The sequence below is a fragment of the Actinacidiphila sp. bgisy167 genome, assembly GCF_057707665.1.
The window spans coordinates 64,780-88,485 of sequence record NZ_JBYIQP010000018.1; the positions used below are offsets into that span (position 1 = coordinate 64,780).

27 protein-coding genes and 1 pseudogene are annotated in these 23,706 nt (G+C 71.6%); 24 read left to right on the forward strand and 4 right to left on the reverse strand.

The genetic code is table 11. From position 1 onward, the window contains the following. Window positions 1–144: 144 nt before the first annotated feature. The 17 genes and pseudogenes from AC3ET4_RS10045 to AC3ET4_RS10125 all read left to right on the forward strand — a co-directional run bounded on the left by AC3ET4_RS10045 (window position 145) and on the right by AC3ET4_RS10125 (window position 12,970). Window positions 145–735 (forward strand): hypothetical protein, encoded by a 591-nt coding sequence (locus AC3ET4_RS10045; protein WP_431948174.1) that lies wholly within the window; start codon window positions 145–147, stop codon window positions 733–735. Window positions 736–1,028: 293 nt separating this feature from the next. Continuing rightward, window positions 1,029–1,460, forward strand: coding sequence for a 30S ribosomal protein S16 (gene rpsP, locus AC3ET4_RS10050; RefSeq protein ID WP_431948176.1), 432 nt, complete (start codon window positions 1,029–1,031; stop codon window positions 1,458–1,460). Between the two features lie 2 nt (window positions 1,461–1,462). Beyond that, window positions 1,463–1,702: an RNA-binding protein gene (locus AC3ET4_RS10055; RefSeq protein ID WP_018562958.1), complete on the forward strand. Its 240-nt coding sequence runs from the start codon at window positions 1,463–1,465 to the stop codon at window positions 1,700–1,702. 91 nt (window positions 1,703–1,793) lie between these two features. Next, window positions 1,794–2,318, forward strand: a complete 525-nt coding sequence (rimM, locus tag AC3ET4_RS10060) for a ribosome maturation factor RimM (RefSeq protein WP_431948178.1) — start codon at window positions 1,794–1,796, stop codon at window positions 2,316–2,318. A gap of 4 nt (window positions 2,319–2,322) precedes the next feature. Then, window positions 2,323–3,132: a tRNA (guanosine(37)-N1)-methyltransferase TrmD gene (gene trmD / locus AC3ET4_RS10065; protein ID WP_431948180.1), complete on the forward strand. Its 810-nt coding sequence runs from the start codon at window positions 2,323–2,325 to the stop codon at window positions 3,130–3,132. A 131-nt stretch (window positions 3,133–3,263) separates the two neighbouring features. After that, window positions 3,264–3,614: a 50S ribosomal protein L19 gene (rplS, locus tag AC3ET4_RS10070; protein ID WP_431948182.1), complete on the forward strand. Its 351-nt coding sequence runs from the start codon at window positions 3,264–3,266 to the stop codon at window positions 3,612–3,614. Between the two features lie 42 nt (window positions 3,615–3,656). Beyond that, window positions 3,657–4,295: a signal peptidase I gene (gene lepB, locus AC3ET4_RS10075; protein WP_431948184.1), complete on the forward strand. Its 639-nt coding sequence runs from the start codon at window positions 3,657–3,659 to the stop codon at window positions 4,293–4,295. Beyond that, a pseudogene (gene lepB / locus AC3ET4_RS10080) lies at window positions 4,288–5,361 on the forward strand (signal peptidase I); the annotation flags it as partial. The gene lepB (AC3ET4_RS10075) and the pseudogene lepB (AC3ET4_RS10080), both read left to right, overlap by 8 nt. Continuing rightward, window positions 5,279–6,223 (forward strand): signal peptidase I, encoded by a 945-nt coding sequence (gene lepB / locus AC3ET4_RS10085; protein WP_431948237.1) that lies wholly within the window; start codon window positions 5,279–5,281, stop codon window positions 6,221–6,223. The pseudogene lepB (AC3ET4_RS10080) and the gene lepB (AC3ET4_RS10085), both read left to right, overlap by 83 nt. Window positions 6,224–6,369: 146 nt before the next feature. Then, a complete protein-coding gene (gene lepB / locus AC3ET4_RS10090) occupies window positions 6,370–7,131 on the forward strand; it encodes a signal peptidase I (protein WP_431948186.1) in 762 nt (253 codons plus the stop codon). Window positions 7,132–7,136: 5 nt separating this feature from the next. Continuing rightward, window positions 7,137–7,616, forward strand: a complete 480-nt coding sequence (locus AC3ET4_RS10095; protein ID WP_431948239.1) for an NUDIX hydrolase — start codon at window positions 7,137–7,139, stop codon at window positions 7,614–7,616. A gap of 39 nt (window positions 7,617–7,655) precedes the next feature. Further along, a complete protein-coding gene (locus AC3ET4_RS10100; RefSeq protein ID WP_018562949.1) occupies window positions 7,656–7,982 on the forward strand; it encodes a DUF2469 domain-containing protein in 327 nt (108 codons plus the stop codon). A 135-nt stretch (window positions 7,983–8,117) separates the two neighbouring features. Continuing rightward, complete coding sequence (locus AC3ET4_RS10105; RefSeq protein WP_431948189.1) at window positions 8,118–8,489, forward strand: YraN family protein; 372 nt, start codon at window positions 8,118–8,120, stop codon at window positions 8,487–8,489. Further along, window positions 8,489–10,096 carry a YifB family Mg chelatase-like AAA ATPase gene (locus AC3ET4_RS10110; protein WP_431948190.1) on the forward strand — a complete coding sequence of 536 codons (1,608 nt, stop codon included), beginning with the start codon at window positions 8,489–8,491 and terminating at the stop codon, window positions 10,094–10,096. Before AC3ET4_RS10105 ends, AC3ET4_RS10110 begins: the two co-directional genes overlap by 1 nt. Continuing rightward, window positions 10,096–11,328 carry a DNA-processing protein DprA gene (gene dprA, locus AC3ET4_RS10115; RefSeq protein WP_431948192.1) on the forward strand — a complete coding sequence of 411 codons (1,233 nt, stop codon included), beginning with the start codon at window positions 10,096–10,098 and terminating at the stop codon, window positions 11,326–11,328. Before AC3ET4_RS10110 ends, dprA begins: the two co-directional genes overlap by 1 nt. 164 nt (window positions 11,329–11,492) lie before the next feature. Beyond that, on the forward strand, window positions 11,493–12,329 hold the full coding sequence (gene whiG / locus AC3ET4_RS10120; protein WP_431948194.1) for an RNA polymerase sigma factor WhiG: 837 nt from the start codon (window positions 11,493–11,495) through the stop codon (window positions 12,327–12,329). 80 nt (window positions 12,330–12,409) lie between these two features. After that, entirely contained in the window at window positions 12,410–12,970 is a 561-nt protein-coding gene (locus AC3ET4_RS10125; RefSeq protein WP_431948241.1) for a TetR/AcrR family transcriptional regulator, read from the forward strand. Here AC3ET4_RS10125 and AC3ET4_RS10130 read toward each other — a convergent pair. Next, on the reverse strand, window positions 12,939–13,427 hold the full coding sequence (locus AC3ET4_RS10130; RefSeq protein WP_431948196.1) for a murein hydrolase activator EnvC family protein: 489 nt from the start codon (window positions 13,425–13,427) through the stop codon (window positions 12,939–12,941). The two genes, AC3ET4_RS10125 and AC3ET4_RS10130, sit on opposite strands and share 32 nt — an antisense overlap. 446 nt (window positions 13,428–13,873) lie before the next feature. On the opposite strand from AC3ET4_RS10130, the gene rpsB reads away from it, so the two are divergent. The 6 genes from rpsB to AC3ET4_RS10160 all read left to right on the forward strand — a co-directional run bounded on the left by rpsB (window position 13,874) and on the right by AC3ET4_RS10160 (window position 19,080). After that, a complete protein-coding gene (gene rpsB, locus AC3ET4_RS10135; RefSeq protein ID WP_431948198.1) occupies window positions 13,874–14,746 on the forward strand; it encodes a 30S ribosomal protein S2 in 873 nt (290 codons plus the stop codon). 115 nt (window positions 14,747–14,861) lie between these two features. After that, entirely contained in the window at window positions 14,862–15,698 is an 837-nt protein-coding gene (tsf, locus tag AC3ET4_RS10140) for a translation elongation factor Ts (protein WP_431948200.1), read from the forward strand. Window positions 15,699–15,861: 163 nt separating this feature from the next. After that, complete coding sequence (gene pyrH, locus AC3ET4_RS10145; protein WP_431948202.1) at window positions 15,862–16,626, forward strand: UMP kinase; 765 nt, start codon at window positions 15,862–15,864, stop codon at window positions 16,624–16,626. Between the two features lie 134 nt (window positions 16,627–16,760). After that, window positions 16,761–17,318, forward strand: coding sequence for a ribosome recycling factor (frr, locus tag AC3ET4_RS10150; protein WP_431948243.1), 558 nt, complete (start codon window positions 16,761–16,763; stop codon window positions 17,316–17,318). Between the two features lie 133 nt (window positions 17,319–17,451). Further along, window positions 17,452–18,453: a phosphatidate cytidylyltransferase gene (locus tag AC3ET4_RS10155; RefSeq protein ID WP_431948204.1), complete on the forward strand. Its 1,002-nt coding sequence runs from the start codon at window positions 17,452–17,454 to the stop codon at window positions 18,451–18,453. A gap of 249 nt (window positions 18,454–18,702) precedes the next feature. Then, entirely contained in the window at window positions 18,703–19,080 is a 378-nt protein-coding gene (locus AC3ET4_RS10160) for a DUF6233 domain-containing protein (RefSeq protein WP_431948206.1), read from the forward strand. Between the two features lie 260 nt (window positions 19,081–19,340). Here the strand turns inward: AC3ET4_RS10160 and AC3ET4_RS10165 are convergent, their stop codons facing one another. The 3 genes from AC3ET4_RS10165 to AC3ET4_RS10175 all read right to left on the reverse strand — a co-directional run bounded on the left by AC3ET4_RS10165 (window position 19,341) and on the right by AC3ET4_RS10175 (window position 22,747). After that, entirely contained in the window at window positions 19,341–20,051 is a 711-nt protein-coding gene (locus AC3ET4_RS10165; RefSeq protein WP_431948208.1) for a hypothetical protein, read from the reverse strand. Window positions 20,052–20,539: 488 nt separating this feature from the next. Then, window positions 20,540–21,436 carry an RNA polymerase sigma-70 factor gene (locus AC3ET4_RS10170; protein ID WP_431948210.1) on the reverse strand — a complete coding sequence of 299 codons (897 nt, stop codon included), beginning with the start codon at window positions 21,434–21,436 and terminating at the stop codon, window positions 20,540–20,542. Between the two features lie 111 nt (window positions 21,437–21,547). After that, on the reverse strand, window positions 21,548–22,747 hold the full coding sequence (locus AC3ET4_RS10175) for an NAD(P)/FAD-dependent oxidoreductase (protein ID WP_431948212.1): 1,200 nt from the start codon (window positions 22,745–22,747) through the stop codon (window positions 21,548–21,550). A 287-nt stretch (window positions 22,748–23,034) separates the two neighbouring features. Here AC3ET4_RS10175 and AC3ET4_RS10180 point away from each other — a divergent pair, with 287 nt between their 5' ends. Then, the gene (locus tag AC3ET4_RS10180; RefSeq protein ID WP_431948214.1) at window positions 23,035–23,472 is read left to right on the forward strand and encodes a hypothetical protein; all 438 of its coding nucleotides are present in this window, start codon (window positions 23,035–23,037) and stop codon (window positions 23,470–23,472) included. Window positions 23,473–23,706 lie beyond the last annotated feature (234 nt).

Genomic DNA, 23,706 nt, shown 5'->3' on the forward strand with positions numbered 1-23,706 from the left:
GGCTTGAGGCGGGTGCGTGACTTCTCCGCTGTCCTCCGCACCCGCCCTCGGCCGTACGCATCATCCGGAACTGACCAGTACGTGCAAAATATTTGGGATGGCCCGGAATCGGAACACTGGGCGGCCCCGGCTCGTTGTCACGACGTGAGCACGACACCACCAGTCCTCGCCGCCGAGCTGGCAGTCGCTTGGGCCGACATTCAACGGCACCACCCCGAACTGCCCGACCTGGCCGCCCCCGAGTCCCTGATCGGAGAGTCCTCGTCCGCGTGCGGCACGGAGCTCTCCTTCGAGCGCCTGCTGCACGAGGCCGTCCACGGAGTCGCCGCCGCGCGCGGCGTTCGGGACACCTCGCGGGCGGGCCGCTACCACAACCGTCGCTTCCTGGCCATCGCCGACGAGCTCGGCCTGGACCACTCCGAGGAGCCGCATCCGAGCAGCGGCTTCTCCCTGGTCCAGATGCGCCCGGAGACGAAGAAGCGCTACCGGGCGACGATCGACCGTCTGCAGCGCGCGCTCAGAGCCCACACCGCGGCGACCGCCGCCGACACCACGCGCAGCTTCCGCGGGCCCGCGGCACGGCACGGCTCCTCGGGTGGAGGCGTACGCGTGAAGGCGGTCTGCGACTGCGGGCGCAACGTCCGGGTCGTGCCGTCCGTGCTCGCGCAGGCGCCGATCGTCTGCGGGGCGTGCGGTACACCCTTCCGGATCCCGGAGGCCGCGGCGGTCGCGTGAGCGCCCGCCGCCCCGCCGCGGCGCGGTGACGCACGGTGTGACGGAGCGGCATCGGGCGGCCGAACGCACGGTGCGGCGGGACCATGGGCGCGGCGGCACGGGGGAAGCCGCCGGTGCGGTCGCCGCCGTACGGTGGCCTGCCCGCCGTATGGCAGAATGGTCAGCTGAGCACTCGGCAGCCGTGCAGGACCCCTCTCTCCTTCGGCTGACGCGTCCGTCGGGCAACCGGCTCCACAACCCCACGTGGTGTTCCGGCCTGCCCAACCACGTCAACACCAGGAGAACCCACTCCCGTGGCAGTCAAGATCAAGCTGAAGCGTCTGGGCAAGATCCGTTCGCCTCACTACCGCATCGTCGTCGCCGACTCCCGCACCCGCCGTGACGGCCGGGCCATCGAGGAGATCGGTCTGTACCACCCGGTCCAGAACCCGTCGCGCATCGAGGTCGACGCCGAGCGCGTCGCGTACTGGCTGGGTGTCGGCGCGCAGCCGACCGAGCCCGTGCTCGCCATCCTGAAGAAGACCGGCGACTGGCAGAAGTTCAAGGGCGAGCCGGCTCCGGCCCCGCTCCTGGTCGCCGAGCCCAAGGCGGACAAGCGCGCCCTCTTCGAGGCCGCCGCCAAGGACGCCGGTGACGAGCCCAAGGGTGAGGCCATCACCCAGAAGGCCAAGAAGTCCGACAAGAAGGACGAGGCCGCCGAGGCGGCCGAGTCGACCGAGGCCTGATCGTGCTCGAGGAGGCCCTCGAGCACCTGGTCAAGGGCATCGTCGACAATCCCGACGAGGTGCAGGTCGCCGCGCGCACCCTGCGCCGCGGGAAGGTCCTCGAGGTCCGGGTGCACCCCGACGACCTCGGCAAGGTGATCGGCCGCAACGGCCGCACCGCCCGCGCCCTGCGCACCGTCGTGGGCGCGATCGGCGGACGAGGCGTACGCGTCGACCTCGTCGATGTGGACAACGTCCGCTGAGGTACGCAGCACCGGCACGGGCCGGGGGTGGCACTTGGGCCGCCCCCGGCCCGCGGCCTTATCCGACACGTGAGCACAGGAGCGCGAAGAAGTGCAGCTGGTAGTGGGACGCATCGGCCGCGCCCATGGCATCAAGGGCGAGGTCTCCGTGGAGGTGCGCACCGACGAGCCCGAACTGCGGCTCGCCCCGGGCGCCGTGCTCGTCACGGACCCGGCCTCGGCCGGCCCGCTCACCGTGGAGACCGGTCGCGTGCACAGCGGCCGGCTGATGCTGCGCTTCGCGGGGGTCAAGGACCGCAACGGCGCCGAGGCGCTGCGCAACGTCCTGCTGATCGCCGAGGTCGATCCGGAGGAGACGCCCGAGGACCCCGAGGAGTTCTACGACCACCAGCTGGTCGACCTCGACGTGGTCACGGCCGACGGCACCGAGATCGGCCGGATCAAGGAGATCTCCCACCTGCCGTACCAGGACCTGCTGGTCGTCGAACGGCCGGACGGCAGCGAGGTCATGGTGCCCTTCGTCGCCGAGATCGTCCCCGAGATCGACCTCGAGCGGCAGCGGGCGGTCGTCACCCCGCCGCCCGGCCTGCTGGACGAGGCCGAGGCGGAGCAGTAGGACCATGCGCATCGACGTCGTCACGATCTTCCCCGAGTACCTGGAACCGCTCAACGTCTCCCTGGTCGGCAAGGCCCGGGCGCGCGGGCAGCTGGACGTACGCGTCCACGACCTGCGCGAGTGGACCCATGACCGGCACAACACGGTCGACGACACCCCGTACGGCGGCGGGCCCGGCATGGTCATGAAGCCCGAGCCATGGGGTGAGGCCCTGGACTCGGTCCTGGCGTCGGGCGAGGGGGAGCCCGTGCTCGTCGTCCCCACCCCGAGCGGCCGCCCGTTCACCCAGGAACTCGCGGTGGAACTGTCCGGGAAGCCCTGGCTGGTGTTCACCCCGGCCCGCTACGAGGGGATCGACCGCCGGGTCATCGAGGAGTACGGCGAGCGGCTCGACGTCCGCGAGGTCTCCATCGGCGACTATGTGCTGGCCGGCGGCGAGGCCCCGGTCCTGGTGATGGTGGAGGCGGTCGCCCGTCTGCTGCCGGGCGTGCTCGGCAACGCCGAGTCCCACCGCGACGACTCCTTCGCCCCCGGCGCCATGGCCGACCTGCTGGAGGGCCCGGTCTACACCAAACCCCCGGTCTGGCGCGACCGCGGGGTGCCGGAGGTGCTGCTCAGCGGCCACCACGGCAAGGTCGCCCGCTGGCGCCGCGACGAGGCCTTCCGCCGTACCTCGCAGAACCGCCCCTACCTGATCGAGCGCTGCGACCCGGCGAGCCTGGACAAGAAGGACCGCTCGATGCTCGCCGCACTCGGCTGGGTCGTCGGCGAGGACGGGCGATTTGGGCGTCTGCCGGAGTCCGTGGAAGAATAGGCGGCTGCTGCTGTGCGTCCGGCGTGCGCCCCTGCCACAGGGGGACATGACGCCCGTCCGACGCCGCGGCACCTGTCTCACCACCACGATCCGCCGATGACCTGTGGCATGGGCGAAGAAAGCAGACGAACATGTCCCACCTGCTCGACTCCGTCGACGCCGCGTCGCTGCGCAGCGACGTCCCGGCCTTCCGCCCGGGTGACACCGTCAACGTCCACGTCCGCGTGATCGAGGGCAACCGCTCCCGCGTTCAGCAGTTCAAGGGCGTTGTCATCCGCCGCCAGGGTTCCGGCGTCCGTGAGACCTTCACGGTGCGCAAGGTCTCCTTCAGCGTCGGCGTCGAGCGTACCTTCCCGGTGCACAGCCCGATCTTCGAGAAGATCGAGCTCGTGACCCGCGGTGACGTGCGTCGCGCGAAGCTGTACTACCTCCGTGAGCTGCGCGGCAAGGCCGCGAAGATCAAGGAGAAGCGCGAGCGCTGAGCCCGTCGGGAGTTCAGCGGAGCCCTATAGGCTCTGCGCTCGATGGACACAGAGGCACACCTTCCGGAGCGCGGCCGCGCCGATTCCGCCGAACGGCGGGACGAGTGGTCGCGCTTCGGCGCATCCACGGGGCGCTACGCGCTGCTCGTCGGGGTGGCCGCCGCGGTGGTCGCGCTGGTCGGCGCGTTCGTGGCGCAGCCCTTCGAGATCCCCAGCGGGTCGATGGAGAACACCCTGCGCGCGGGGGACCGCGTACTCGTCAACAAGCTGGCGTACCGCTTCGGCGGGGAGCCGGCCAGAGGCGACATCGTGGTCTTCGACGGCAAGGGGTCGTTCGTACAGCACTCCAGCGGGACCGACTTCGTCAAGCGGGTCATCGGGGTCGGAGGGGACCGGGTCACCTGCTGCGACGCCCAGGGCAGGATCACCGTCAACGGGCACCCGCTGGACGAGACCTATCTTCATCCCGGGGACACGCCGTCCCGGGTAGCGTTCGACATCGAGGTTCCGAAGGGGAGGCTGTGGGTGATGGGTGACCACCGTGCCGACAGCCGGGATTCCCGTGACCACCTCGGCGACCCCGGAGGGGGCACGGTTCCGGTCGACCAGGTGATCGGCCGGGCGGAGGCGACCATATGGCCGCTGGGCCGCCGCCGGACACTGGGCGGCGGCCATGGGTAGCCGCGGCCGGGCGCGCGCCGACCGGCCTGGTCGTGCCGAGCACCTGGGCGAGGAGCCCGCAGGTCCGCGCAGGAGCGGCGGCCGCGCTGAGCGGCGCAAACTGGCGCGGAAGGTCAAGCGCAGGCGGCGCCGTTCCGCCGCCAAGGAGATACCCCTGCTGATCGGGGTCGCGCTGTTGATCGCACTGGTGCTCAAGACCTTCCTGCTGCAGGCCTTCGTCATCCCGTCCGGCTCGATGGAGCAGACGATCAGGATCGGCGACCGCGTGGTCGTCGACAAGCTCACTCCGTGGTTCGGCGCCCGTCCGCAGCGCGGCGACGTGGTGGTGTTCAAGGATCCCGGCAACTGGCTCGACGGGGAGCAGGCCCAGCCGGGCGAGGACCCGGTGGTCGTCAAGCAGATCAAGGAGGTCCTCACCTTCATCGGGCTGCTGCCGTCGGCGGACGAGCAGGACCTGATCAAGAGGGTGGTCGCGGTCGGCGGAGACACGGTGAAGTGCTGCGACGACCAGGGGAGGATCACCGTCAACGGGACCCCGCTGGACGAGCCGTACGTCCATCCGGGAAATCCGCCGTCGGAGATCGACTTCTCGGTCAAGGTCCCGCCGAACCGGCTCTTCGTGATGGGGGACCACCGCTCCAGCTCGGCGGACTCCCGCCTGCACCTCCAGGATCCCGGCAACGGCACCGTGCCCGAGAACCTGGTGGTGGGCAGGGCCTTCGCCGTGGCCTGGCCGATCGCGCACTGGGCGGGACTGAGGGAGCCTGCCACCTTCTCGCATGTCGCCGCGCCGGGGGGCTCGGGCGCGTCTGACGCCCGGGCGGGCCCGGGAGTGGCAACATCCAACAATCGGCAAGGAATGGACCCGCTCCCGACTCCTGCGGAACTCCCGCTCGTTATGGGAGTCGTGGGCTTGCGCCGCATAGGGCGTGGGCGACAGCGCGTAAGCGGAGTAGGCGGAGTGAGGAGTAGATGTGGGGGACCTGGTGGTCGGCGCAAGGTCCGGACGCGGAGAGCCGGAGGATCGGGAACCCACGTCGGGCGACTCCAGGCACGAGGGCGAGGCGCCGCTCGGAAGACAGAACCCGGATGCGGGCGCGGAGACCTCCGAAGAGGCGAGTGCCGCGAACGACCGCGACGGCGGCGGTAAGAAGAAGCAGCAGCGCTCGTTCTGGAAGGAACTGCCGCTGCTGATCGTCATCGCCCTGGTGCTCGCCTGGCTGATCAAGACGTTCCTGCTGCAGGCGTTCTCGATTCCCTCGGCGTCGATGGAGGACACGCTCAAGATCGGTGACCGTGTCGTCGTCGACAAGCTGACGCCCTGGTTCGGGTCGGAGCCCGAACGCGGCGAGGTCGTCGTCTTCCACGACCCGGGCGGCTGGCTCGGCGAGACGGCCCCGGTGCAGACCAACCCCGTCACGGACGCTGTCCGAAAGGGACTGAGCTTTGTCGGCCTCATGCCGTCCGCGGAGGAGAAAGACCTGATCAAGCGGGTCATCGCGGTCGGCGGTGACACGGTGGAGTGCAAGGGCACCGGCCCGGTCAAGGTCAACGGCAAGGCGCTGGACGAGCCGTACATCTACCCGGGGAACACCCCGTGCGGCGACCGTCCCTTCGGACCGATCAAGGTCCCGGAGGGCCGCATCTGGGTCATGGGCGACCACCGGCAGGACTCCCTGGACTCCCGCTACCACCAGGACCTGCCGGGCAAGGGGACGGTCTCGGTGGACGAGGTCGTCGGCCGCGCGGTCGCCGTGGTCTGGCCCATCGGCAACTGGGCCACCCTGCCCGTGCCGAGCACCTTCGACCAGCCCGGCATCAACTCGGCGGCCGCCGCTGCGCCCGCCGCGGGGCTTCCGGCCGCCGGCGGACTGGCCGGTGCGGTGCCTCTGGTGATGTGGCGGCGGCGCCGTCTGCTCAAGCCGTGAAGCCCGGTCACCTCAACCGTGAGGCGCTCGGTCACCGGTCGGGTGGCCGGGGCCCCGCTGAGGTGACCGGCTCTCGTGAGGTGACCGGCCCCTCGTGAGGTGACCGGGCTGCCCCCGCTCCATACCCCCGGGTAGGGTGCGGACGCATGAGCACGAGCACAGGCGCGGGCGAGCGGGCGGCGACGGGGCGAGCGGGCGGCGAGGGCGGCGGACGGGCCGGACGGATGATCTCCGGTGCGGCCGTCGCCCTCGGCTGCGTTCTCTTCCTGGGCGGTTTCGGCTGGATGGCGCTTGTCTACCGGCCGTACACCGTCCCCACCGGTTCCATGACCCCGACCGTGGACGCGGGCGACAAGATCCTCGCCCAGCGGATCGACGGCTCCGAGGTGCGGCGCGGGGACATCGTCGTCTTCAGCGACCCGCTGTGGGGCGACGCGCCCATGCTGAAGCGGGTCGTGGCGGTCGGCGGGGACGAAGTGGCCTGCTGTGACAAGCAGGGACGGCTGATGGTCGACGGCAGGCCGGTCGACGAGCCGTACCGACTGAACACCCGGGACCCGGCCTCGCCGATGTCCTTCTCGGCCAGGGTGCCCCGGGGCAGCCTGTTCATGATGGGCGACAACCGGGCGACGTCCGAGGACTCCCGCCTGCGCCTCGGTGACGCCGCCAACGGCTCGGTGCCGCGCGCCGCGGTGGTGGCGCGGGTCGACGGCGTCGTCTGGCCGCTCGGCCGCGCCGCCATGGCCCCCCGGACGGGCGCCTTCGCGGCTCTGCCGGGCGGCGGTCCCTCCGCTCCCGGTCCGCTGCGCACGGGGGGCGCGGCGATAGTGGCGGGCGCGGTCCTGATCCTCGCGGGGGCGGCCTACGGTCCGGTCGCGGACCGGGCCCGGCGGCGGAGGGCGGTGTGACGACGATGCGACGGCGTGCGGCGCGGGTCGTCCTGCTCGACCCCGAGGACCGGATCCTGCTGCTGCACGGGTACGAGCCGGACGATCCGGCCGTCACCTGGTGGTTCACCCCGGGCGGCGGCGTGGAGAGCGGCGAGAGCCTTGAGGCGGCGGCGCGCCGGGAGCTGGCGGAGGAGACCGGGATCACCACGGCCCTGCTGGGGCCGGTGCTGTGGGAGCGCTCGTGCGCCTTCGCCTTCGACGGCCGGTACTGGGAACAGGACGAGTGGTACTTCCTGGCCCGGACCGACGACCTCCGGGTGCACACGCGCGGCCTCACCGAGCTGGAGCGGCGCAGCGTGGACGGCCTGCGATGGTGGACCTGCGAGGAACTGCTCGCCTCGCATGAGACGGTGTACCCGACCAGGCTCGCCGAGCTGCTGCGCAGGCTGCTCGACGAGGGCCCCCCGTTGTCCCCGATTCACCTGGGGACGGAGCGTGACTGACGCACAATGGGGGGACGTACGGCTGAAGGGGAACATGCCATGAGCGCCGAGGACCTCGAGAAGTACGAGACCGAGATGGAGCTGAAGCTCTACCGGGAGTACCGGGACGTCGTCGGCCTGTTCAAATACGTGATCGAAACGGAGCGCCGTTTCTATCTCACCAATGACTACGAGATGCAGGTGCACTCCGTCCAGGGCGAGGTGTTCTTCGAGGTCTCCATGGCTGACGCGTGGGTGTGGGACATGTACCGGCCGGCCCGCTTCGTCAAGCAAGTGCGCGTGCTGACGTTCAAGGACGTGAACATCGAGGAGCTCAACAAGGCGGACCTCGACCTGCCCTCGGACGACTCCGGCTTCAACGGCTGAGGCTGGCTGGAACCCGGCCGGAACCCGGCCGAGGCCGGCGGAGGCCTGCGAGGCCGGCCCGGTTGTCCACAGGCTCGGGACAAGATCGTCTTTCGGCTGCCACCTCCCTCACAGTGAGTGACGGAGGTGGTACGGATGAACGCCCGAGGGGCTTTCGGACGTTACGGCGAGGAACTGGCGGCACGGTCGCTGACCGAGGCCGGGATGACGGTGCTGCAGCGGAACTGGCGGTGCCGGCACCGCGAACGCCACGGCGAGATCGACATCGTCGCGGCCGACGGGGACGCACTCGTGGTGTGCGAGGTGAAGGCGCGCGCCGAGAGGTGCGGTGAGCACCCGATGGCCGCCGTCACCCCGCGCAAGACCGAGCGGCTTCGGCGACTGGCCGAATGCTGGCTCGCCGACCACGGTGGACCACCGCCGGGCGGTGTGCGGATCGACGTGGTCGGCATCGTGCTGCCCATGCGGGGCGCCGCCCGCGTCGAGCACGTGCGGGGGGTGGCGTGATGGGCTTCGCCCGCACGTGCTCGGTGGCGCTGCTGGGGGTGGAGGGCGTCGTCGTCGAGGTCCAGGCGGACCTCGAGGCGGGGGTGCCGGCGTTCACCTTGGTGGGCCTGCCGGACAAGAGCCTCAGCGAGAGCCGGGACCGGGTCCGCGCCGCCATCGTGAACAGCGGTGAGAGCTGGCCGCAGAAGAAGCTCACGGTCGGCCTCAGCCCGGCCTCCGTCCCCAAGAGCGGCAGCGGCTTCGACCTGGCGGTGGCCTGCGCCGTCCTGGCCGCGAACGACCGCGTCGCGCCACCCGACATCGCCGACCTGATGATGATCGGCGAGCTCGGCCTCGACGGCCGGGTCCGCCCCGTTCGCGGGGTGCTGCCCGCGGTGCTCGCCGCCGCCGACGCCGGGTACCGACACGTCGTGGTGCCCGAGCGCACGGTCGCCGAGGCATCGCTCGTACCGGGCGTCTCCGTGCTCGGGGTGCGCAGCCTGCGGCAGCTGATCGCCCTGCTCAACGACGAACTCGCCCCGGAGGAGGACGAGGAGCCCGCTGAAGGGCGGCCCGACCCGATGCTGGCCGGCCTCACCCTGCCCGGCGTCGGCCAGGGCGCCGGGCTCACCGACACCGGCACCCCCGATCTGGCCGAGGTCGCGGGCCAGGGAGCGGCCAGGACAGCCCTGGAGGTCGCCGCCGCCGGCGGCCATCACATCTACCTCAAGGGGCCGCCCGGCGCGGGCAAGACGATGCTGGCGGAGCGGCTTCCCGGGCTGCTGCCCCCGCTCACCCGGCAGGAGGCGGTGGAGGTCACCGCCGTTCACTCGGTGGCCGGCATCCTGCCCGCGGGCCGGCACATGGTGGACCAGCCGCCGTACTGCGCGCCGCACCACTCGGCGACCATGCAGTCCCTCGTCGGCGGCGGGAACGGGCTGCCGCGGCCGGGCGCCGTCTCGATCGCCCACCGGGGAGTGCTCTTCCTCGACGAGGCGCCCGAGTTCAACGGTCAGGTGCTCGACGCGCTGCGCCAGCCCCTCGAGTCGGGGCACGTGGTGATCGCCAGGGCCGCCGGAGTCGTCCGCCTTCCGGCGCGCTTCCTGCTCGTGCTCGCCGCCAACCCGTGCCCCTGCGGAAGGTTCGGCGCCCCCGGCGGCATGTGCGACTGCCCGCCGAGTTCGATCCGCCGCTACCAGGGGCGCCTGTCGGGACCGCTCCTGGACCGGGTCGACCTGCGGGTGGAGGTGGAGGCCGTCAGCCGCTCCGAGCTGATCGGCGGCGCCGGCACCGGCGAGTCCACCGCGGTGGTCGCCGCGCGGGTGCGGGAGGCCCGGGAGCGCGCCGCCGCCAGGTACCGGAACACACCCTGGCGGCTCAACAGCCAGGTCCCCGGTCACGAGCTGCGCACCCGCTGGGCCGTGGCGCCGGGGGCCCTGCGCTGCGCCGAACGCGACATGGAGCGCGGACTGCTCACCGCACGAGGGCTCGACCGGGTCCTGCGGGTGGCCTGGACGGTCGCCGACCTCGCCGGCCGTGACCGGCCGGCCGGCGTCGACATGGAACGCGCCCTGGAGCTGCGCACCGGGGTGCGCCGCGGCATGGCGACGGCGACGGGGGAAGCGTGATGACACCGCCGGCAACAGCGGGCATGGACGGGGCAGAGGCCGTGCCGGACCGCGGGGAGGAGCCGCCCCCGACACCCGAGGAGCGCCTGGCCCGGGCCGCCGTGACGCGGATCGCCGAGCCCGGCGACGAGCTCGTCGCGACCTGGCTGCGCGCGCTCGGCCCCGTCGAGACGGTGAGGGCGCTGACCGCCGGGGAGCAGCTGCCCGGCGCGGGGGAGCGGCGCACCGCCGGGTACACCCTGCGCGCCCGCAGAGCGGACCCGGAGCGGGACCTGGCGGCGGCCGGGGCCACGGGCACCCGTTTCGTGTGTCCTGGTGACGCGGACTGGCCGCGGCAGCTCGACGACCTGGGTGACGGGCGTCCGCACGGGCTGTGGGTGCGCGGCGGCGCCCGCTTGCGGATGTGGGCGCTGCGGTCGGTCGCCGTCGTGGGGGCCCGCGCCTGCAGCGACTACGGCTCCCACATGGCGGCGTCTCTCGGCGCCGACCTGGCGGAGGCCGGCTGGGTCACCGTCTCCGGGGCCGCCTACGGAATCGACGGCGCCGCGCACCGCGGCGCGCTGTCCGCGGCGGGGGCGACCGTCGGGGTCGTCGCCTCCGGAGTGGATGTGCCGTATCCGCCGGGTCATGCCGAGTTGATCGGACGCATCGCCGAACAGGGCCTGCTCATCGGTGAACTGCCGCCCGGGTCGCATCCCACCCGCAGCCGCTTCGTGCTCCGCAACCGGGTGATCGCCGCGCTCACCCGGGGCACCGTCGTCATCGAGGCCCAGTACCGCAGCGGCTCCCTGATCACTGCCCGCCGGGCCCGTGAGCTGGGCCGTTTCGTCATGGGAGTCCCCGGTCCCTGCACCTCGGCGCTGTCCCAGGGAGTCCACGAGCTGCTGCGCGCCGACGGGGTCCTGGTCACCGGCGCCGCCGACGTCATCGAGCTCGTGGGCCGCATCGGCGAGGACCTCGCGCCCGAGCGCCGCGGTCCGGTGCTGCCGCGGGATCTGCTGCCACCCGCCGCCGCCCGGGTGCTGGAAGCCCTGCCCGCGCGGGGCGGGGCCGGATGCGAGGAGCTGGCCGTGGCCGCGGGGAGCACCCCCGACGACACCCTCACCAGGCTCCATGAGCTGCACGCTCTCGGGTTCGTCGAACGGGACGGCCCGCGCTGGAGGTTGGCGCAGAGCCGCGGGGCGGCCCCCGAGACCGCAGGGGGGTGCCAAGCCGACACGCTCTCCCGGTGAACACACCATCAGGTGACAGGACGGTCTTGACCTGGGAACCCCTGGTGGCGAGGTTGTGGGGACGCCCGGACGTCGCCCTGAGCGACGGTTCCATCACGCTACGCTCAGGGAGGTTCGCTTCCCGCCCGCCCCTCAGGTCAACGCAGAACGGCTCAGATCGACGCATGCACCGGCACACTCCCGGGCACGAAGGCAGCACGGCGGCGACCGCCGTCACCGGAAACCCCCGGCCGCCCGCCCCCACCTCGCTCGACGCGTTGTGGCGGACCTACAAGGCCACGGGGGACGCACGTCTGCGCGAGCAGCTGATCCTGCACTACTCGCCCCTGGTGAAGTATGTGGCCGGACGTGTGAGCGTCGGCCTGCCCGCCAATGTGGAACAGGCCGACTTCGTCTCCTCCGGGGTCTTCGGGCTCATCGACGCCATCGAGAAGTTCGACCCGGAACGCGCGATCAAGTTCGAGACCTATGCGATCACCCGGATCCGGGGAGCCATGATCGACGAGCTGCGCGCCCTGGACTGGATCCCGCGCTCGGTGCGTCAGAAGGCCCGCGCCGTCGAGCGCGCCTACGCCACCCTCGAGGCCTCGCTGAGGCGCACCCCGAGCGAGTCGGAGGTCGCCGCCGAGATGGGTATCGCTCTGGAGGAGCTGCACGGGGTCTTCAGCCAGCTCTCCCTCGCCAACGTCGTCGCCCTGGAGGAACTCCTCCACGGGGGCGCCGAGGGCGGCGACCGGCTCACCCTCGTCGACACCCTGGAGGACACCGGCGCCGACAACCCCGTCGAGGTCGCCGAGGACCGCGAGCTGCGCCGGCTGCTCGCCCGCGCCGTCAACACCCTGCCCGAGCGCGAGAAGACCGTGGTCACCCTCTACTACTACGAGGGGCTCACCCTCGCCGAGATCGGACAGGTGCTCGGGGTCACCGAGAGCAGGGTGAGTCAGATCCACACCAAATCCGTTCTGCAACTGCGCGCCAAACTGGCCGACGTCGGCCGTTGACGCCGCTTTCCCGAGGGGTGCGCTCGGCGGGCGCACCCCTTCCGTACAGTGGTGAGGTGCCCAAGATTCGAGCGGCCTCGGTGGCCGAGCACCGGTCGATGCAGCGCGACGCCCTGCTGGACGCCGCGCGCAGTCTGCTCTCCGAGGGCGGGACAGAGGCCCTGACCTTCCCCGCGCTGGCTGAGCGCACCGGGCTCGCCCGGTCCTCCGTCTACGAGTACTTCCGCTCCCGTGCCGCCGTCGTCGAGGAGCTGTGCGCCGTCGACTTCCCCGTCTGGGCGGCCGAGGTCGAGGCGGCCATGGCGGGCGCCTCGACCTCGGCCGAGGCCAAGATCGAGGCCTACGTCCGCAGCCAGCTCGCGCTCGTCGGAGACCGCCGGCACCGGGCCGTGGTCGCCATCTCCGCGGGCGAACTCGACGCAGGCGCCCGCGAGAGGATCCGCGCCGCCCATGGCGGTCTGGTCGCCATGGTCGTCGAGGCGCTCGCCGCACTCGGCCACCGAGAGCCGAGGCTCACCGCGATGCTGCTCCAAGGCGTCGTCGACTCCGCCGTGCGCCGGATCGAGCTCGGCGCCGCGGAGGAGCCCGACACCATCGCCGACGCGGCCGTCACCATGGCCCTGCACGGGGTCCTGGGCTGACCCGCGCCCGGCCGGCCCGCGCCGCCGTCCGCCGGGCCGCCACCCCGTCCGGACCCTCCGGCACGGGCACCCCGAAGACCGGCAGCAGCCGCGACGGCCCGCCGTGCAGCATCGGGTCCGGCAGCAGCGACAGCGGGTCGAGGTAGAGCTCCCCGCGCAGCAGCCCCCAGTGCAGACAGCCGCCGGGGCAGTGCCACGGCCCCTCGGCGAGCGCCCCCACCACCTGTCCCGCGCCGACCTCGTCGCCCACCGCGACCGAGGGGCGCACCGGTTGGTACGTGATGCGCAAGCCGTCCGCGAGCTCGATCGCCACCACCCCGCGCCCCGCCACCTCCCCGGCGTACGACACCCTGCCGGGCGCCGCGGCGCGCACCGGTGCGCCGGGTCCCGCGCGCAGGTCCACCCCGCGGTGCCCCGCCGCCCATGGCACTGCGGGCGGATCGAAACCCCGCTCCACGACCGGTCGCCGCTCCCCACCGGACGGGGCCACGGGCCAGGCCCGGCCCGCGCCGCCGCCGTCAGGAACGACCGGTGCCCGGACAGCGGCGCCCACCGGGTGCGCAAGCCCTCCGAACCATGTCAGTACCGCCAACGCCACCACCGCACATGTCCTCATGCACCTACGGTGACGCCTTTCGCGGCGGTCGGACGATCATGGAACGGTGCCTGTGGACAACTCCGGGCGGGGTCCGGTCCCCAGGGACGATGTCGCCCGCCGCTCCGGCGGTCCCGTACACTTTCCATGGCGATCCGGGTCACCGGGTCGACTTCGCACGCCCCGCCACCGCCCTACAGGGAGCGGTGGACGCGCTCCTCGGTCCCTCGTGGCACGGCGCGTTCGGGGCGTCAGGCGTGGCCGTCGTCCGGCGGTCGCGAAAACCGAGTACCCCTAGGAGTACGGCCATGGCCGTCGTCACGATGCGGGAGCTGCTGGAAAGCGGCGTCCACTTCGGGCACCAGACCCGCCGCTGGAACCCGAAGATGAAGCGCTTCATCTTCACCGAGCGCAACGGCATCTACATCATCGACCTGCTCCAGTCGCTGTCGTACATCGACCGCGCCTACGAGTTCGTCAAGGAGACCGTCGCGCACGGCGGCACCATCCTCTTCGTCGGCACGAAGAAGCAGGCCCAGGAGGCCATCGCCGAGCAGGCGACCCGCGTCGGCATGCCCTACGTCAACCAGCGCTGGCTGGGCGGCATGCTCACCAACTTCTCGACCGTCTACAAGCGCCTGCAGCGCCTGAAGGAGCTCGAGGAGATCGACTTCGAGGACGTGGCCGCCTCCGGCCTCACCAAGAAGGAGCTCCTGGTCCTCTCCCGTGAGAAGGAGAAGCTGGAGAAGACGCTGGGCGGCATCCGCGAGATGCAGAAGGTGCCGAGCGCCGTCTGGATCGTGGACACCAAGAAGGAGCACATCGCCGTCGGTGAGGCGCGCAAGCTGCGCATCCCGGTCGTCGCGATCCTCGACACCAACTGCGACCCCGACGAGGTCGACTACAAGATCCCGGGCAACGACGACGCGATCCGCTCCGTCACCCTGCTGACCCGTGTGATCGCCGACGCCGTCGCCGAGGGCCTCATCGCCCGCTCCGGTGCCGCCACCGCCGGTGACAAGGCCGAGGGTGAGCCGCTGGCCGCCTGGGAGCGCGAGCTGCTCGAGGGCGACAAGGCGAAGGCCGAGGAGACCGCCGCCGACGCGGCTGCGGGCGACACCGCCGAGGCCGCTCCGGCCGAGGCCGCCGAGGCGCCCGCCGCCGACGCCGAGCAGGCCTGAGCCTCAGCCCGCCTTCCGATGCGTGTGAGGACGGCGGGGGCTTCGGCCCCCGCCGTCCGTCCGTAGAACCACCGCTCACCGGATCCACCGACTTCCGAGAAGAGACTGACAGACCATGGCGAACTTCACCGCCGCCGACGTCAAGAAGCTCCGCGAGCTGACCGCCGCGGGCATGATGGACTGCAAGAAGGCGCTCGAGGAGGCCGAGGGCGACCTGGACAAGGCCGTCGAGATCCTCCGCGTCAAGGGCCAGAAGGGCGTCACCAAGCGCGAGGGCCGCTCCGCCTCCAACGGCGCCGTGGTGTCCCTGATCGCCGGTGACAACAGCGAGGGTGTCCTCGTCGAGCTCAAGTGCGAGACCGACTTCGTCGCCAAGGGCGACAAGTTCGTCGCCACCGCCGACGCGATCGCCGCCCACGTCGCCGCCACCAAGCCGGCCGACCTGGAGGCGCTGCTCGCCTCCGAGATCAAGGACGGCCAGACCGTCCAGGCCTTCGTCGACGAGGCCAACGCCACCCTCGGCGAGAAGATCGTGCTGGACCGCTTCGCGCAGTTCACCGACGGCTACGTCGCCTCCTACCTGCACCGCACCAGCCCGGACCTGCCCCCGCAGGTCGGCGTCCTGGTCGAGCTGGACAAGGAGAACGCCGAGGTCGCCAAGGACGTCGCGCAGCACATCGCCGCCTTCGCCCCCACCTTCCTGTCCCGCGAGGACGTGCCGGCCGAGACCGTCGAGAACGAGCGTCGGGTCGCCGAGGCCACCGCCCGCGAGGAGGGCAAGCCTGAGGCCGCCCTGTCGAAGATCGTCGAGGGCCGCGTCAACGGCTTCTTCAAGGAGAACGTCGTTCTCGAGCAGGCCTTCGCCAAGGACAACAAGAAGACCGTCCAGAAGGTGCTCGACGAGGCCGGCGTCTCGCTGAAGCGCTTCGCCCGCTTCCGCGTCGGCGTCTGAGCGAGCAGCCGCGCAAGCGTTTGACCGACGGCCCCGCTAGGGTCGTTCGTACGCAGCCGGCCGTTCACCGGCAGGCCGCAGTTGACGAGGAGGCCATTGCCCGAAGGGAACCATCACGGACCCGCGGCAATGGCCTTCTTCGTACGTGCACGAGGAGATCTCCATGGAACAGGACGCCGACAAGGCACCCACCGCCACCGGCAGCGAGCACAAGGGCCGGTACCTGCTCAAGCTCTCCGGCGAGGCCTTCGCCGGCGGAGGGGGGCTCGGAGTCGACCCCGACGTCGTGCACACGATGGCCCGCGAGATCGCCGCGGTCGTCCGCGACGGCTACGAGATCGCCGTGGTCATCGGCGGCGGCAACTTCTTCCGCGGCGCGGAGCTGCAGCAGCGCGGCATGGACCGGGCCCGTTCCGACTACATGGGCATGCTCGGTACGGTCATGAACTGCCTCGCCCTCCAGGACTTCCTGGAGAAGGAAGGCATCCAGTCGCGTGTGCAGACGGCGATCACCATGGGCCAGGTCGCCGAGCCCTACATCCCGCTGCGCGCCGTACGGCACCTGGAGAAGGGCCGTGTGGTGATCTTCGGCGCCGGTATGGGCATGCCGTACTTCTCGACCGACACCACAGCCGCCCAGCGCGCCCTGGAGATCCACGCCGAGGCGCTGCTGATGGGCAAGAACGGGGTCGACGGGGTCTACGACGCCGACCCCCGTTCCAACCCGGACGCGGTGATGTTCGACGCCCTGGAGTACGCCGACGTCATCGCCCGCGACCTGCGCGTCGCGGACCTGACGGCGATCACGCTGTGCCAGGACAACAAACTGCCGATCCTCGTGTTCGAACTGCTCGCGGAGGGCAACATCGCGCGGGCCGTGAAGGGTGAGAAGATCGGCACGCTCGTCAACGACACGGGCTCCCGCTGACGGACGGCGCCGGCCGCGACCCGGCCGGCGATCCGCCCGGAACGGGGATGGACAAGACGCTGCCGGTCGGACACCGTGCAGGAAAGACGCGCGCAAGGGCCGAGGCTCTGCCTTCTGAAGACCAGGAGCACATGGTGATTGAAGAGACCCTCCTCGAAGCCGAGGAGAAGATGGAGAAGGCCGTCGTGGTCGCCAAGGAGGACTTCGCCGCGATCCGCACCGGCCGTGCCCACCCGGCGATGTTCAACAAGATCATGGCGGACTACTACGGCGCCCTCACCCCGATCAACCAGCTCGCCTCCTTCGCGGTGCCCGAGGCCCGGATGGCTGTGATCACCCCCTTCGACGCCGGGGCGCTGCGGAACATCGAGCAGGCGATCCGGGATTCGGACCTGGGTGTCAACCCGACGAACGACGGCCGTATCATCCGGGTGGTCTTCCCGCAGCTCACCGAGGAGCGGCGCAAGGAGTACATCAAGGTCGCCCGCGGCAAGGCGGAGGACGCGCGGATCTCGATCCGCAGCGTGCGCCGCAAGGCCAAGGAGACCCTCGACAAGCTCGTCAAGGACGGCGAGTCGGGCGAGGACGAGGTGCGCCGCGCGGAAAAGGAGCTCGACGACACCACCCACAAGTACGTGGCGCAGATCGACGAGCTGCTCAAGCACAAGGAAGCCGAGCTGCTCGAGGTCTGATCCGGCGAGCCGCCAGGCCCGCTCCACGGCGCGCCCGGCACGCCCGTCGGCGGCCGCGCCGTCGACCCGAGACCACCCGACCATCCACCCATCCGACCGACCCGGACCGGACGAAAACGCGAGGCGAAACTCCGTGAACGACTCTTCTTGGGGGCCCTCGCCACACACCGGTTCCCGGGGAGGCGAGGACGAGGCGGGCACCCGGATGGGCGGCCCTGTGTTCCGAGACGACGCCCCCGAACCGGAGCGGCACTCCGCCCGGCCCGACCGTTCCGCGCCGCAGCCCTCGGCGGCCGGTGGGAACGGCGGCCGGGCCAAGAAGAGTGCGGGGCGCGACCTGCGCGCCGCGATAGGGGTCGGCGTCGGTCTCGGCGTCGTCGTCATCGCCTCGCTCTTCATCGTCAAGGCCGTCTTCGTGGGTGTCGTCGCGGTGGCGGTCGTGGTCGGCCTGTGGGAGCTCACCTCACGGCTGAGCGAGCGCAAGCAGATCCAGGCACCGCTGGTGCCGCTGGCCGTCGGCGGCGCCGCCATGGTGGTCGCCGGCTACCTGCGCGGCGCCGAGGGCGCGTGGGTGGCCATGGCGCTCACCGCGCTGGCCGTCCTGGCGTGGCGGATGACGGAGCCGCCGGAGAACTACCTCCGCGATGTCACGGCAGGCGTCTTCGCCGCGTTCTACGTGCCCTTCCTGGCCACATTCGTGGTGATGATGCTCGCCGCGGACGACGGCCCGTGGCGGGTCTTCGTCTTCCTGCTCCTGACGGTGACCAGCGACACCGGGGCCTACGCCGTCGGGTGGCGCTTCGGCACACACAAGCTCGCCCCCCGCATCAGCCCCGGCAAGACCCGCGAGGGCCTGGTCGGCGCGATCACCTTCGCCATGGTCGCGGGCGCGCTGTCCATGCAGTTCCTGATCGACGACGGCCAGTGGTGGCAGGGACTGCTGCTGGGCCTCGCCGCGGCGGTCAGCGCCACCCTCGGCGACCTGGGCGAGTCGATGATCAAGCGCGACCTCGGCATCAAGGACATGGGCAAGCTGCTGCCCGGCCACGGCGGAATCATGGACCGCCTCGACTCGCTGCTGCCGACCGCCCCGGTGGTGTGGCTGCTGCTGGTCGTCTTCGTGGGCTCGAGCTGACGGCCCCGTCGCCACGGGCCGGCCGGGCAGGTCGGTGCTTCACGTTGCGTCCGCCAGGACGCGCGCCCGGCCTGCGCGCCGGCGATCGCCCGTTGAGAAGAACTCGCTGACCGGGTGCGTTCGTTGGGACCGTCCTCCCGGCTCTGACGGCCGTGGCTCATTCGTGAGGGATCCTCCGGCCGCTCCCGCAGAGCGCTTGCTGCCCCGCGCGGCTGGTCCGGGGCCCGCCCGCCGCTTACAATCGAACGTGTGTACGAGCTTCCTCCGGATCCGCAGCGCCTGCGGGTGATCCGCCTCTATCTGCAGATGCAGATCGCCGCGGTGGACGCCAAGATCCAGGAGGTCGAAGCCGGCGCCGTGGGTGGATCCGAAGCCGGCCCAGGCGTTCCACCGCCCTACCGCGGCCGTTCCCCGGCGATCGCCCGAGCCTGGCGGCTGCAGAGCGTGCCCGACCCGCGAGGCGGTCCGGGCCGGGGCGTCCTGCACCGGGACGACTGCCGCGTGCCCGGCGGAGGCCGCCTCAACCGGCAGGAGTTCGAGGTCGCGCTCGGCATGCCGGATGTCGCGCGCTGCGAGGTCTGCCGTCCGGAACGGGAGCCCACCCGTCGATCCGGCACGGATCCCTAACCGGGCACTGGCGTGGCGCGAGCCATGAGCGCGGGGCGGCCGCGTCGGCGTCAGGCATGGCCCGCGAGGACGCAAGCCGCCCGCGACTGCGAGACGTGGAGGGCGACGGCGGAGCTGCCCGGGCAGCAGGACACGCGGCGGGGAGCGTCACTCGCCAGGTCCGCCGGCGGTTCCTGCGACAAGCGGTGCGGCGTCCGGCGGGGGCTCCCCGTGCGGGCCGGCCGTTCGCCGGCCCGCGAGGGTTCACTCGGTGGACCCGGTCAGAAGATCAGGGGCGGCTGCGGGCCGACAACCGGGGTCCAGGATCCGCACACCACGGCGGGGGCGGGGGCGGGGGTGAGGGTGCAGCGGTTCTCAAGGACGTCGCCGCGGAAGGTGACGATCCTGACCGCCAGTTGGGCGGGGTTCGTGACGCTCAGGCTCGCGCCGCAGACACCGGTGCCGGGGTATCCGGGATTTCCGCTGAGGTTCTGCCAGCTGTAGAGGCCCCCCAGGTTGCTCTGGCCGACGTACGTCCGGCCGCGGACGACGGCGACGGAGAACTCGCGGTCGGTCACCGTGGCCGCGCTGGTCGAGTCGATGTCGCACCCCGCGAGCCTGCCCGGGCCGGGGAAAGGACCGTCGCCGGGGAAAGGACCGGGTCCGGGGAAGGGACCGGGTCCGGGGAAGGGACCGGGTCCGAGGATGGGGCCGTCGCCGAGGAGGGGCCCGAGACCGAGGCCCGGACCGATGCCGATGCCGACCTCGGGACCGAAGTACGGATCCGGGTAGCCGCCAGGGCCGGGAGGCCAGGGATAGCTGCTCGCTGACGAGGCGGCCGGGGCGGGCGCCTCCGCGGCCTGTGCCGGGGCGGCCGCGACAGCCGATATCGCGGTGGCGACGAGAGCGGCCGGCACCGCTATGCGGGTGAGGCTTCCGTAACGCCGGAGGGACCGCTTGGAGGCGGGCGGGGTCCTGTCTGCGGGACTCATGAAGAAGACTCCTCGTCGATCTCGGGCCGGCACCGCACCGAAAGGCCTTCCGGCACGGCCCGGGCCTGTGTCGACGGGATCCGTACCCACGTCAGCCGCCGCCTGCCGCCGCTTCATCCCTGTGGCGCAGCCTCTTTCGGGCATGCCGGCAGCGGTCACCCGATCGATGTCCTGTGCGTCGACAGGACCCGTCCTCCGTGCGCCGTGAAACATTGGCCACCAGGTCCTGCCGCTTGTGGCGCGGCGTCATGCTGAGGGGCAACCAGACCCCCGGCTGAGCGGCCTGGTTGCACGGCTCCGCGGGTACCCGTGCCTCCCTGGGGAGACCCCCACTGGTGGGTGAATGGTGGTCACAGGAAGCCGTGGGCCGACGCGGCAGGCCCTGACCCGCCGTCCGTTCTCCGTTTGATTCGGCGATCACGGCGGGCGCGATACGGCGCGCCGCGCCCGCCGGGCCGGAACATTCGCTTCGTATGCTTCGAGGTCGGTCAGCGGGAGGCGAGGGGGGTTTCGGACTCCACGCGGGTGAGCTTCTCGGGGTTGCGGACGTAGTAGAGGCCGGTCACGCGGGCGTTCTCCACGCGGAAGGCCAGCACACCGTCGATCTCGCCGTCCAGGCGCAGGACGAGTCCGGGATTGCCGTTCACTGTCGTGGACTCGCCTGTGAGGATGCCACCGGCCTTGTCCATGCTGCCGGCCATGTAACGGAGGACCTTCTCGGCGCCGATGACCGGCCGCAGAGCCGCCAGCTTGAGACCGCCGCCGTCACTGACGAAGACGACGTCGGGGGCGAGTACGTCGAGCAGCCCCTGGAGGTCCCCGCTCACGAGCGCGGACTGGAACGAATCCAGCGCCGCCCGCGCCTCCTCCTGGGAGGCCGGCGTGCGCGGCCGGCGGGCGTCGACGTGCCGGCGGGCGCGGTAGGCGATCTGTCGCACGGCGGCGGGGCTCTTGCCGATCGCCGCCGCGATGTCGTCGTAGCCGAAGTCGAACACCTCGCGCAGCACGAAGACGGCGCGTTCGGTCGGCGAGAGGGTTTCGAGGATGAACATCAGGGCCAGCGACAGGTTCTCGGACAGTTCGACGTTCTCGGCCACGTCCGGCGCGGTGAGCAGGGGCTCGGGCAGCCAGGGGCCGACGTAGGCCTCCTTGCGCCGGTTGAGGGTGCGCAGCCGGTTGAGTGCCTGCCGGGTGGTGATCCGCACGAGGTAGGCGCGCTGGTCCCGCACTTGTGCCAGGTCGACCTCCACCCACCGCAGCCAGGTCTCCTGGAGGACGTCCTCGGCGTCCGCCGCCGATCCGAGCATCTCGTAGGCGACGGTGAAGAGCAGGTCGCGGTGGGCGACGAATGCCTCGGTCGCGGGGTCTGACACATGGTCGTGCATGTCGTGGGCTTCGCTTTCTCGTGGTCGGCCCCTGCAGGCCGCCGTCGGGCCGTGGATGAGTACCCCGTGGCAGGGGCTATCGGCGGCATGCTCGCCGCCGAGCAGGGGAGGTCACGCCGAGCGCCGGGTGTCGGACGGCGTCGTGCGGCCGTCCGGCAGAGGTGCTCCGGGACCGTCGCTTCCGGCACCGCGCGACGCGCGGGAACCGGCCTTGCGCGCCCCGGACAGCAGCTTGCCGAGCGTGAACCGGCAGGCGATCTCCTTGACGCCGGCACCGGCCCGCCCGCTGATGCTGAGCGGGACCACCTTGTCGTTCGGGTAGGAGAACTGGGTGACGCCTGCGTGCCGGCCGAGGCTGAGGCACTGCCCGGCGAAGAACAAGTGGACCGGAGCGGGCCTCTTCCCCGCCATCCGGTGCAGGATCGTGGCGGCGGCCGCCGGGCCCAGCTGCACGGCTGCCTGGCAGCTCATCCGGAACGGGTGGTCCGGCATCACTCCCGCGTCGCCGGCGGCGACGATGCGCTCGTCGTCCACACTGGTCAGCGTCGTGTCGGTGACCAGGCGGCCTTCGGCGTCGGTGTGCAGTCCGCTGCGCGCGGCCAGGTCCGGGACGCGGAATCCCGCGGTCCAGATCGTCACCGCGCTGGGCACCTCGCGGCCGTCCTCGAGCCGTACGGCGTCCGGCGTCACTTCCGCCACCTCGGCCCCGAACCCTTCGACGACGGTGACGCCCAGCCGGGCGAGTCTGCGGGCGACCGGACGACGGACCCGGGCATGGAGGGAGGGGCCGAGCACACGGCCGCAGACCAGGGTGACCTTCCGGCCCCCTTCCGCCAGCTCGGCGGCGGTCTCCAGGCCGGTCGGGCCGGCTCCCACCACCGTCACCGGCGCCGAGGCGGGCGTCGCGGACAGGGCCGACCGCAGTCGCTCCGCCCCCTCGAGGTCCGACACCGAATGAGCGAACTCCGCCGCTCCTGGCACCCGGGGGTCGGAGGCGCCACTGCCCACCGCGTAGACGAGGTAGTCGTATGTGACCGAGTCGCCGCCCGCCAGCGACACCCGGCGCTCGGCGGGGTCGATCCGTGTCGCGGTGTCGACCACGAGCCGGACGTTCTTGCCCAGGACCTCGCCGTAGCCCTCGAGCGCGTCGTCGGAGCCGGTCACCATCTGGTGCAGGCGGATCCGCGAGACGAAGGCGGGACGTGGATTGACCAGGGTCACCGACACGCCGTCGCGGCGGGCCAGCCTGTTGGCCGCCGTCACGCCCCCGTAACCGCCGCCGACCACGACCACCTGGACATTTCCGTTCATTGCGCCTCCATGTGTGGACTCGGCATGGAGACACCGGCCGGGCGTCCGCCATAACGGCCTGCGGATGAGACGTGGCACACACCGGGCGGGGCGCGAGCGCATCCGCCTCCAGATGTCCGAGAGCACGGCAGCGCGCAGAAGTGGCGCGGGGCGTGCGTTCCGTGCTGCCGAGCGGAGGAGAGGGGGCATGAGCAGCGGACTGTCAGCGGCCGGGCCCACCGTCTGGTGATCGCGAACAGGCCCACTGCTCGTCGCACCCGCCGACCTTGATCCGTACGAGCAAGAGCGTGAAACTCATCCGTGCCGGACTCGATCGGTTTCGGCACGCACACGGCAAGGGGGAGTGGGCAGTGCCGGAGACCGTGCAAGAAGCAGCGCCGATTCGGGGGACCGTCCTCAGGTTCGTGCTGAAGGAGGTGGCTGGAATTGCCGCCGCTCTGGTCTTTCCGGCCTGGATATCGGTGGCGTTTTCTTCCGGCTGTATCGTCCCCGGTGAAGTGCCAGAAACCTCACAGGCACGCTTCGACCCCGTCGTGCCGATCGCCTGCACGGCCCTGGGTATCGTCGGCGTGACCTCCCTCATGCTCGCCTATCGGATGTCGACAGCGAAGCCACCGGTAAGGCAAAAGTTGTGTGCGGTACTCAAGGCTCAGGGCTGGCTGGCCCTCCTGACTGTCGCGGCATCCGTTGCCCTCTATGATCCGCACCGTCTGTACCACTGCTGACGTACGGGGACATCAGCGGACCGCCGCGCCCGCCGAACTGACCTCTGTGGCCCCTGCTGACCGATCTGGCTGTCAGAAGGTCGGGCGGACACCAACCGCTGGGAAGGGGGGCGGGGTCGGAGCTGCACGAGGCCCCGGAGCCGTCAAGCCATCGGCGCAGGTCATGAGCCGGACGCGACAGACCCGCCCAGGTGGGACGCTTGCCGCAGCACTCCCAGAACTGACAAGAGCATG

Bases quoted from the DNA above. Each gene is read 5' to 3' on its own strand.
- trmD (WP_431948180.1), top strand. From the start codon at position 2,323: ATGCGCATCGACGTCGTCACGATCTTCCCCGAGTACCTGGAACCGCTC.
- rplS (WP_431948182.1), top strand. From the start codon at position 3,264: ATGTCCCACCTGCTCGACTCCGTCGACGCCGCGTCGCTGCGCAGCGAC.
- lepB (WP_431948184.1), top strand. From the start codon at position 3,657: ATGGACACAGAGGCACACCTTCCGGAGCGCGGCCGCGCCGATTCCGCC.
- lepB (WP_431948186.1), top strand. From the start codon at position 6,370: ATGAGCACGAGCACAGGCGCGGGCGAGCGGGCGGCGACGGGGCGAGCG.
- AC3ET4_RS10095 (WP_431948239.1), top strand. From the start codon at position 7,137: ATGCGACGGCGTGCGGCGCGGGTCGTCCTGCTCGACCCCGAGGACCGG.
- AC3ET4_RS10100 (WP_018562949.1), top strand. From the start codon at position 7,656: ATGAGCGCCGAGGACCTCGAGAAGTACGAGACCGAGATGGAGCTGAAG.
- AC3ET4_RS10105 (WP_431948189.1), top strand. From the start codon at position 8,118: ATGAACGCCCGAGGGGCTTTCGGACGTTACGGCGAGGAACTGGCGGCA.
- AC3ET4_RS10110 (WP_431948190.1), top strand. From the start codon at position 8,489: ATGGGCTTCGCCCGCACGTGCTCGGTGGCGCTGCTGGGGGTGGAGGGC.
- dprA (WP_431948192.1), top strand. From the start codon at position 10,096: ATGACACCGCCGGCAACAGCGGGCATGGACGGGGCAGAGGCCGTGCCG.
- whiG (WP_431948194.1), top strand. From the start codon at position 11,493: ATGCACCGGCACACTCCCGGGCACGAAGGCAGCACGGCGGCGACCGCC.
- rpsB (WP_431948198.1), top strand. From the start codon at position 13,874: ATGGCCGTCGTCACGATGCGGGAGCTGCTGGAAAGCGGCGTCCACTTC.
- tsf (WP_431948200.1), top strand. From the start codon at position 14,862: ATGGCGAACTTCACCGCCGCCGACGTCAAGAAGCTCCGCGAGCTGACC.
- pyrH (WP_431948202.1), top strand. From the start codon at position 15,862: ATGGAACAGGACGCCGACAAGGCACCCACCGCCACCGGCAGCGAGCAC.
- AC3ET4_RS10165 (WP_431948208.1), bottom strand. From the start codon at position 20,051: ATGAGTCCCGCAGACAGGACCCCGCCCGCCTCCAAGCGGTCCCTCCGG.
- AC3ET4_RS10170 (WP_431948210.1), bottom strand. From the start codon at position 21,436: ATGCACGACCATGTGTCAGACCCCGCGACCGAGGCATTCGTCGCCCAC.
- AC3ET4_RS10175 (WP_431948212.1), bottom strand. From the start codon at position 22,747: ATGAACGGAAATGTCCAGGTGGTCGTGGTCGGCGGCGGTTACGGGGGC.